General features: G+C 60.2%; 3 protein-coding genes. 1 reads left to right on the forward strand and 2 read right to left on the reverse strand.

From position 1 onward, the window contains the following. Window positions 1–125 (forward strand): L,D-transpeptidase (locus J0I64_RS12780; protein ID WP_291408787.1); only part of this gene is annotated, 125 nt, incomplete at its 5' end. Between the two features lie 265 nt (window positions 126–390). Here J0I64_RS12780 and phnE (J0I64_RS12785) read toward each other — a convergent pair. After that, window positions 391–1,734: a phosphonate ABC transporter, permease protein PhnE gene (phnE, locus tag J0I64_RS12785; protein ID WP_291408781.1), complete on the reverse strand. Its 1,344-nt coding sequence runs from the start codon at window positions 1,732–1,734 to the stop codon at window positions 391–393. Then, the gene (phnE, locus tag J0I64_RS12790) at window positions 1,735–2,706 is read right to left on the reverse strand and encodes a phosphonate ABC transporter, permease protein PhnE (protein ID WP_291408783.1); all 972 of its coding nucleotides are present in this window, start codon (window positions 2,704–2,706) and stop codon (window positions 1,735–1,737) included. Between the last annotated feature and the right edge of the window lie 75 nt (window positions 2,707–2,781).

Raw genomic sequence — 2,781 nt, forward strand, 5'->3', positions numbered from 1 at the left:
CGATCATGCCCGAAACGATCGGCAAGGGCGTGTCGAGTGGCTGCGTGGGGCTTCTCACACAGGATATGCTCGATCTCTACGCAAAAACCCCGATCGATACCAAGGTCATCGTCCTGAAAGCTTAGCCCACGCATCCACCGGCCGGTCGAACAGCCCGGGCAGCGTGTCGACGTCGGCGGCCCCAGCGCCTGAACTTTGCCGCATCCTCGCTGCTCATCCCATAGACATCGGCAATCGACTTGCCGCCCAGCGCATGCGCCAACACCTCGGGGAGGAAACGCGGTCCGGCGAAAGCGCCTCCCTCTCTCATCCCCCCAAAAACGGAAATCCCCGCTTTCGCGGGGATGATACGGTTTTGCTATTCTGTCGCGAGTTCGTCGGGCCCGAGCTTCAGTGCCCCGTGCCGCCAATCAGGCGCTGGCGGATCGCCGTCGACATATTGTCGAACAGGAACACCACGAACAGGATCAGCAGCACCATATAGGCCACCTTGTCCCAGTCCGAATTGGTGCCCATCGACTCCAGCAGTTTCAGACCGATACCGCCCGCCCCCACGGCACCAATCACCGTCGCCGAGCGCGTATTGCTTTCCCAGAAGTACAGGGACTGCGACACAAACACCGGCAGCACCTGCGGCACGACCCCATAGCGGTTGACCGATGCCGGGCTCGCGCCAACCGACTTCATGCCTTCGCGCTGCTTGTCGTCCACATTCTCCAGCGCCTCGGCATAGACCTTGCCGAGCGCACCGGTGTCGGTGAAGTAAATTGCCGCGATGCCGGGGATCGGGCCGGGACCAAACCCGCGCGTAAAGAACAGCGCCCAGATCAGCATGTCGACCGAACGGATGAAGTCAAAGAACCGCTTCATACCCCAGTTGACCGCCCGGTTCGGCGTGATCGTCCGCGCTGCGAAGAAGGCCAGCGGGAAAGCGAAGAGCGTCGCAAGCAGCGTACCGACAAAGGCCATCACCAGCGTCTGGAACAGCTTTACGAGAATATCGCCATGCTGCCAGGCTTGATTGTTGAGCCACTGGTTCAACACATATTGCGCGTTCGACATGGCCGGATTGACCTGGTCGCCCGAAAACATCAGCCCGATCGACGAGAAGAAGTCATGCCCCCAGAGTGGCGATTTCGGGTCGTAGAGGAAGTTGGCCCAGCCGAAGAAACGGCGCTGAACGTAGACCTGGTTGTCGCGAATCTCTGCCTGACCTTCGAAGCCGAAATCCACGAGAACCTTCTTGCGATCCTGCTGGATAGCGCTCGGCGCGCCTTCCGGGGCCTGCGCCGCGCCCTCAGCAATGACAACCGGCCAGGCCTCGCCATTGATGAAGACATTGACTTCGCTGGTCGTAATATCGAGCCGGTCGGCGTCGCTGCCGAAGGTCACGGTCATGCTGCCGTCGTCGTGCGGCGTCAGCCAGTCGATGGTTGCGCCGGCCGGATACTGCCCCCGGCTCGACCATTGCGGCGTGATCGTCCCGTCCTCGCCGAACCGCAGGCGCGGCGTGGCACGCCAGCTATACCAGTCCTGAACATAGATCGAGGCGCGATCCCATTTGCCGTTCTGCAATGCCGGACCGACATTGAAGAAAAACCAGCAGAAAACGAGGTACAGCACCGTCACGCCGAGCCCGACAAGCAGGCCATGGCGCTTCAGAAACGAGGTCTTGAAGACCTCGGGAAACTTCTGTTCCAGCCGAGCGCGCTCGGCAGCACTGATCGCTGACATTTAGACGCTGGCCTTCCCAAAATTGAAGCTGGCATCGCCCACCAGGCGCCGGCGCAGCCAGCCCGAAAGCTGGTCGATGGCGATGATGGTCACGAGCAGAAGAATGATGATCGCATAGGTCTGGGCGGCGTAATCGCGCCCGATCGAGAGGCGGAACACTTCGCCAATACCGCCGCCGCCCACTGCGCCAATGATGGTCGAGGCGCGCACATTGATCTCCATGCGGAGCAGGCCATAGGACACAAAATTTGGCATCACCTGGGGCACAATGGCGAAGCGCACGCGCTCCAGCCAGCTCGCCCCCACCGACTTCAGCCCCTCATCGGGCTTCATGTCGGCATTTTCGACGACCTCGAAGAACAGCTTTCCGAGCGCTCCGATCGTGTGCAGCGACACCGCTGCAATGGCTGCGATGGGACCGATGGACAGCACTGCGGTAAGAAGACCCGCAATGACGATTTCGGGGAAAGCACGCATCACTTCCATGATGCGGCGCACAACCCAGCGCACTGCGCCTGCGCCAACAAGGTTCGTGGCGGCAAAGAAGCAGAGGCAGAATGCCAGCGAGCCACCGATGATCGTCGAAACCACGGCGATATTCACGGTGACGATCAGCTGATAGATGAAATTCGGAATGTAGAGCGTGTCCGTCAGGCGGATATTGCTCGAGGTATAGTCGTATTTCGCCGACCCATCGAAATAGGGCGACTCCAGCCCGAACATGGCGCGAAAGATCTCAAAGGGATCGCGCGGCATAAAATTCTTGATGAAGTCGAACATGAAGGGAAGGCGTTCGAAAAACTTCCCCGAATTGGCCGAATTGGCATAGGCCATGGCGGCAAACAGCGCGACGACAACGCCCAGAACTACGAGGATCGTATAGATCCGCCGCGTCATCACCTGGCTGCGATAATGCTGCAGCAGCGTCGCGCCCGCCGGCGAAAGTCCGTTCTGATGGCCGATGTCTGCCATAGGCTGGGTATCCCCATAAACCCGATGTCACCCCAGCGAAGGCCGGGGCCCATCTTGATATCTCAGGATGGATCC

Source organism: Devosia sp. (genome assembly GCF_017307565.1).
Taxonomy (GTDB): Bacteria; Pseudomonadota; Alphaproteobacteria; order Rhizobiales; family Devosiaceae; genus Devosia.